Annotated in this window: 8 protein-coding genes and 1 pseudogene; 3 read left to right on the top strand and 6 right to left on the bottom strand. The window is 65.8% G+C overall.

Going from position 1 to position 5,870, the window contains the following annotated elements:
• From EN932_RS27165 to tsaD, 6 genes are all read right to left on the bottom strand, one after another.
• Positions 1-196: DUF1761 family protein (locus EN932_RS27165; RefSeq protein ID WP_128369213.1), on the bottom strand; the 196-nt coding region annotated here is incomplete at its 3' end.
• 52 nt (positions 197-248) lie between these two features.
• A complete protein-coding gene (locus EN932_RS27160) occupies positions 249-947 on the bottom strand; it encodes a methyltransferase (protein WP_206519223.1) in 699 nt (232 codons plus the stop codon).
• A complete protein-coding gene (locus EN932_RS27155) occupies positions 902-1,327 on the bottom strand; it encodes an EVE domain-containing protein (RefSeq protein WP_063173341.1) in 426 nt (141 codons plus the stop codon). Before EN932_RS27155 ends, EN932_RS27160 begins: the two co-directional genes overlap by 46 nt.
• Before the next feature lie 38 nt (positions 1,328-1,365).
• On the bottom strand, positions 1,366-1,662 hold the full coding sequence (locus EN932_RS27150; RefSeq protein ID WP_013528905.1) for a YciI-like protein: 297 nt from the start codon (positions 1,660-1,662) through the stop codon (positions 1,366-1,368).
• A gap of 31 nt (positions 1,663-1,693) precedes the next feature.
• Positions 1,694-2,716 (bottom strand): NAD(P)H-dependent glycerol-3-phosphate dehydrogenase, encoded by a 1,023-nt coding sequence (locus tag EN932_RS27145; protein WP_128369212.1) that lies wholly within the window; start codon positions 2,714-2,716, stop codon positions 1,694-1,696.
• Positions 2,713-3,798, bottom strand: a complete 1,086-nt coding sequence (gene tsaD / locus EN932_RS27140; protein ID WP_198327618.1) for a tRNA (adenosine(37)-N6)-threonylcarbamoyltransferase complex transferase subunit TsaD — start codon at positions 3,796-3,798, stop codon at positions 2,713-2,715. Before tsaD ends, EN932_RS27145 begins: the two co-directional genes overlap by 4 nt.
• Before the next feature lie 101 nt (positions 3,799-3,899).
• Between tsaD and hemC the strand changes: the two genes are divergently transcribed.
• From hemC to EN932_RS27125, 3 genes and pseudogenes are all read left to right on the top strand, one after another.
• Positions 3,900-4,826: a hydroxymethylbilane synthase gene (gene hemC / locus EN932_RS27135; protein WP_127388435.1), complete on the top strand. Its 927-nt coding sequence runs from the start codon at positions 3,900-3,902 to the stop codon at positions 4,824-4,826.
• A 1-nt stretch (position 4,827) separates the two neighbouring features.
• Positions 4,828-5,544, top strand: a complete 717-nt coding sequence (locus EN932_RS27130) for a uroporphyrinogen-III synthase (protein WP_128369211.1) — start codon at positions 4,828-4,830, stop codon at positions 5,542-5,544.
• Positions 5,545-5,653: 109 nt separating this feature from the next.
• Positions 5,654-5,870, top strand: a pseudogene (locus EN932_RS27125) (phage tail protein); the annotation flags it as partial.

Here is a 5,870-nt window from a genome sequence, read left to right as displayed (position 1 = left end):
CCATTATGGTGGCCATGACCAGTTCGGCGATGAAGCTGACGACGAAGGGCAGCGGCGACTTCTTCATCGTGGCCGGATCGAGCTTGGCGGCCTTCAGCCACGGCTTGCTCAGGCTCATGTACCAGGCGGCGCCGAACAGCCACGCCACGATCGCGGCAGCGACCACCGCCAGCCAGTTCACTGCTGAAAAATCCATGAGCTCCCCCCCTCTGATCTGGATGTTATGGAACGCCTGTTCGGCGATCGCGTCAAGCGAACCGCCAGACGGTCGTGCGCTTGACCAGCGCATCCTCCAGCGCCCGCGTGACGGCCACTTCATAGACCGCAAGCGGCTCCAGCCCTGTCTTCGGCAGATACGACCGGCCGGGATCGCCGACAAGGATTTCGGCGCCGCGCGCCTTCAGCGTTGCGAACCATGGCACCAGCCGGTCAGCGAAAGATTTGTCATAGAAAACATCACCGGCCAGGACCACGTCCCAACCTGCATCGGTGCCGATGCAATCCGTGCCGAGGAATTTGGTCCCGATACCGTTGATCTCGCTGTTGAGCCGGATCGCGGTGGCGCAGAACGGATCGATGTCGGAGGCGATCACCTTGGCGGCACCGGCCTTGGCAGCGGCGATGGCGACAAGGCCGGAGCCGGAAGCAAAGTCGAGCACGTGCTTGCCACGCACCGTGCCGGAATTGTCCAGGACATAGCGGGCAAGGCCCTGGCCGCCGGCCCAGGCGAAAGCCCAGAAGGGCGGCGGCAGGCCGATTTCGACCAGCTCTTCCTCGGTCCGCTGCCACAGGTCATGCGCTTCGTCGGCAAGATGAAGCAGGATCTCCGGCACGTGCGGCGGCGCCATCAGCGCCGTGTTGTCGAGAATGAACTGTTTGGCACTGTTGGGCGTGAGCGCCGTCACGGAGCCGGCGTCAAGCCGCCCATGCGGCAGACTTCCTTCCATTCGGCCGGCGTCACCGGCTGCACGGAAAGCCGTCCGAGCCGCACCAGCGCCATGTCGGCAAGCCTGGGATTGGCCTTCACCTGTTCCAGCGTCGGCGGGTTCGGTACGTCCCTTACGGCGCGGATGTCGACGCATTCCCAGCGCGGATCGTCGGACGTGGTGTCGGGATGGGCAAGCGCGCAGACTTCAGCGATGCCGACGATGTTCAGCCCCTCGTTGGAGTGGTAGAAGAAGCCGAGATCGCCGATCTGCATCGCCTTCATGTTGTTGCGCGCCGCGTAGTTGCGCACGCCGTCCCATTGCGTGCCGGCCTTGCCCTTGGCCTTCAGCATCTCGAAGGAGAACTTGAATGGCTCGGATTTGAACAGCCAGTAGTTCATGTCTTTCTCCTCCTTGGAGTCGCGCTGGCGACCGGGATTTAACTAGCCGCCGGCTTGTTGAACGTCCAGTTCCACGGGCGGATTTCGACGCTTTCGAACAGCCCGGCCTTGGCGTAGGGGTCGGCGGCCGACAGAGCCTGGGCGCCAGCCAGGTCGGGCGCTTCGACGACCACGAGGCTGCCATTGGACTTGCCTTCAGTGTCAAGGAACGGACCGGCGAATGCCAGCTTCTTGTCGCCGTTCAACCCCTCGAGAAAGGCAACATGCTCGGGCCGCGTGTCGAGGCGCACCTGCAGGCTTCCGGGCTTGTCCTTGCAAATCACAGCAAACAGCATTTTTTCTCCTGATCGTTCAAAGTCGTGGGGATCAATCGTTGGTTTCGGTCTTCAGCGGCCGGGTCATCAACGCCGTCACGGCCTGCCGGACGGTGATGGTGCCATCCAGTATGGCGGCGACGGCGGCAATGATCGGCGCGTCGATGTTGCGCTCGGTCGCAATGCGGGCTGCGATCGCCGCCGTCGGCACGCCTTCTGCCAGCGGCAATCCGGCAAGTGGCTTGCCTTGCCCGAGCGCCAACCCATAGGCGAAATTGCGCGACTGGGTGGACGAGCAGGTCAGCAGCAGGTCGCCAAGGCCGGAAAGCCCCATCAGCGTTTCGGGCCTGGCGCCGAAGGCAGCGCCGATGCGGCGCAATTCGACAAAGCCGCGCGTCACCATGGCGGCCTGGGCGCTGGCGCCGAGACCCGCCCCGGTGACGGCACCTGCGGCAATGGCAAAGACGTTCTTCAAGGCGCCGCCGATCTCGACGCCGATCAGGTCGTCGTTCGAATAGCAGCGCAGGTTTTCGGCGAAAAAGGGGGCGGCGAGATCGGCGACTAACACCTCGTCGCGGGCGGCGACCACAACGGCCGTCGGCAGGCCGCGGGCGACGTCGTTGGCGAAGCTCGGGCCCGACAAAACGGCAACCGGATTGAGCGGCAGGATTTCTTCGACAATCGCCGATAGCAACGCGCCAGTCTCGCTTTCGATGCCCTTGGCGCACAGAACCAGCGGGATACCGGCCGGCATATGGTCCTTCGCGGCCGCCAGCGTCGCCCGCAGCGACTGCGCCGGCGTCACCGCCAGCACGCAATCGGCACCGTCGAGCGTGGCCTGGATGTTGCTCGTCGCCACGATGCCGGGCTGGAGCGTAATGCCCGGCAGGTAGCGTGGATTTTCGCCGCGGTCGATCGCGGCGACGGTCTCCGGATCGCGCGCGTAAAGGCGGACGAAATGGCCGGCGCGCAGCATGGCCAAGGCCAAGGCAGTGCCCCAGGCGCCGCCGCCGAGCACGGCAACGCGCCAGCCGCTTGGCGCGGTGACGTTGCCGCTCATTGCCACCTCGTTCATGCCTTGGCTCCGCGCCGGCCGGAGCCGACCATCGGCGCCGAGATGCTGTCCAGCGGCCAGCGCGAGCGCGGCACGAAATCGAAGCCGTTCTCTTGCGCCATGCCCTCGCGCAGCCGCTCGATGCCGGCCCAGGCGATCATCGCCGCATTGTCGGTGCAAAGTTTCAGTGGCGGCGCAATGAAGGTGAAGCCGGTCTCGGCGCAGAGCCGCTCCAGCATGGTCTTGATCGTGCGGTTGGCGGCGACACCACCGGCAACGACGAGGGCTGGGTTCCTGGTGCCGGGAAATGTCTCGCGAAAGCGCGTCAGCGCGCGAGAAACACGGTCGGCCAGAGCATCGGCTACGGCCCCCTGGAACGAGGCGCAGATGTCGGCGACGTCCTGGTCGCTCAGCGGCGCAATGGCGCTCGCCGCCTGGCGCACGGCGGTCTTGAGGCCGGAGAAGGAGAAGTCGGGCTGGGCCGAGCCCTTCATCGGACGCGGAAAGGCAAAGCGCGAGGCGTTGCCGGCCTGTGCCGCCTTTTCGACATTCGGTCCGCCGGGATAGGGCAGGCCGAGCATCTTGGCCGTCTTGTCGAAGGCTTCGCCGAGCGCGTCGTCGATAGTCGTTGCCCAGCGCTGGTAGTCGCCGACACCCCGCACGGCGACGATTTGCGTATGGCCGCCGGAGACCAGCAGCAAGAGATAGGGAAAGTCGAGCCCGTCGGTCAGCCTTGCGGTCAGCGCATGGCCTTCGAGGTGGTTGATGGCGATCAGCGGCTTGTTCGCCGCCGCGGCGATTGCCTTGGCGGTCATCAGCCCGACGATCAGCCCGCCGACCAGGCCGGGGCCGGCGGTGGCGGCAATCGCGTCGATATCGGCTAGCGCCGTGCCCGAATCGGCAAGCGCCGCCTCGATGATGCCGTCCAGCGCCTCGACATGGGCGCGCGCGGCGATTTCCGGCACGACGCCGCCGAAAGCGGCATGCTCCTCGATCTGGCTGAGCACGATGTTGGACAGGATTTTTGGCGCGGCGTCGCCGTCGATGGCCACCACGCTGGCGGCGGTCTCGTCACAACTCGTCTCTATGCCCAGCACGCGGATCAATTCGTCGCTGTCCCTAAAGATTGTATCATGGGGCTTTCCCCGTTAGGAGAACCCCGGAAAAGCCTCGCTTGCCGGGGGGTTATCACGGACTGCGCGCCATGCAAACAATCTTGAGAATCGGAACACGCGGCAGCCCGCTGGCGCTGGCGCAGGCGCATGAAACGCAGGCGCGGCTGATGGCCGCGCATGGCATGCCGGCGGAGGCGTTCGAGGTGGTCGTCATCTCGACCAGCGGCGACCGCATTCAGGACCGGCCGCTGTCGGAAGCCGGCGGCAAGGGCCTGTTCACCAAGGAGATTGAGGAGGCGCTGCTGGCCGGCCGGATCGACATCGCCGTGCATTCGTCGAAAGACATGCCGACGCAACTGCCCGACGGCCTCGAACTGTCGGCCTTCCTGCCGCGCGAGGACGCACGCGACGCCTTTGTCGGCAAAGCGGCGAAGACGATCGCCGAACTGCCGCGCGGGGCGAAAGTCGGCTCGTCGTCGCTGCGGCGGCAAGCGCTGATCCGCCGGATGCGGCCGGATCTCGACGTGGTGATGTTCCGCGGCAATGTGCAGACGCGGCTGCGCAAGCTCGACGAAGGCGTCGCCGCCGGCACGATCCTGGCCTATGCCGGGCTGAAGCGGCTTGGGCTCGAGCATGTCGTCACCGACCTGATACCGCTCGATGTCTTCCCGCCGGCGCCGGGGCAAGGCGCGATCGGCATCGAAACTCGTATCGGCGACCGCGAGGTCGAAAAGATGCTGGCGGCCGTTCATGATGTGCCGACCGGCCAGGCGTTGGCCTGCGAGCGTGCCTTCCTAGCGGCGCTCGATGGCTCCTGCCGCACGCCGATCGCCGGCTATGCGGCGATCGAGGCCGGAAAGCTGTCTTTTGCCGGGCTGATCATCTCGCCCGACGGCACACAGTCACACACGGTCGAGCTGCAGGGATCGGCGCAAGACGCCGCCCGCATCGGCGGCGAAGCGGCCCGGAGCGTGCGCGCCAGGGCCGGCGAAAAGTTCTTCGACGGCTGGCTCTGAAATGCTTCGCGTCCTGGTGACCAGGCCGGAACCGGGTGCTTCGCGCACAGCGCATCGGCTGGAGGAGGCAGTTTTTCGGCGGTTTCTTTTGCCCCTGCCCGAAACAAAGGCGTTGCCCGCCGCTGCCGGACTGATCCCGGACGATGCCGTCGCGGAGGCCGTCACAAGCGCCAATGCCATGCGCCATGCGCCGGAAGAAATCATCGCGACGCTCGCCGCCTTGCCTTGTCATGCCGTCGGTAGGCGGACTGCGGAAGCTGCCCGCAAAGCGGGGTTTTTGTCGGTCAGTGAAGGCCCGGGCGATGCCGAGGCGCTGGCCGACGTTCTCGCTGCCGATTTTTCTGGAAAGACGATTGTCTACCTGTGTGGGCGCGTGCGGTTTCCGGCGTTCGAACAGAGGCTCGGGACGGCGGGCGTTCGGGTCCACGCCGTCGAGACCTATGACACGCTGACAGTGGGTTATCCGGACGAAGTCACCCTCGAACGCCTGTCGGGGCAACCTGCCGACGCGGTATTGCTCTATTCAGCCAAGGCGGCGGCGGCGATGCAGATGTTGGCAAGACGGCCCGCTCTGCGCGGTCTCTTCGAAAAAACATGGGTTTTTGCGCTTTCCGCTCGCATCGCCGCAGCCTTCGACGATGCCACCGGCGAAAGGATCCGCATTGCCGCGCAACCTGACGAGGAGGCATTGCTGGCGCTTTTGCAGGCGCCGCGCTGAGCCGCGTCATCACACCGCCCCTTTTCACCGCTTGGTGATGTGCTAGACCCTTTCTGAACCATCATGCGCCGCCAGGCGTTGAGACGAAGCGAATGTGCGGAGCCCAGGCATGGTCAAGACGCCGAAGATGCGACACTCGAAAAGCCGCCGCGAGCCGGTGACCATCGATCTCGAGCCGGGCGCCGTCTCACGCATCGCCGACGAGGACGCCGCCACGCAGGGGGCGCAGACCGACGAGGCGAAGGCCGAGGAAGCAGCGAACGCTTCGCAGCCCGAGGTTCCCGAAGAGCCGGTTCATGCCGACCAGACCGATCTTGAGCCCTGGG

This window comes from Mesorhizobium sp. M7A.F.Ca.US.002.01.1.1, assembly GCF_004022955.1.
In the GTDB taxonomy this organism is placed as follows: domain Bacteria; phylum Pseudomonadota; class Alphaproteobacteria; order Rhizobiales; family Rhizobiaceae; genus Mesorhizobium; species Mesorhizobium ciceri.
Note: the sequence above shows the minus strand (reverse complement) of the source record. Positions and strands in the feature narration are given on the sequence as shown.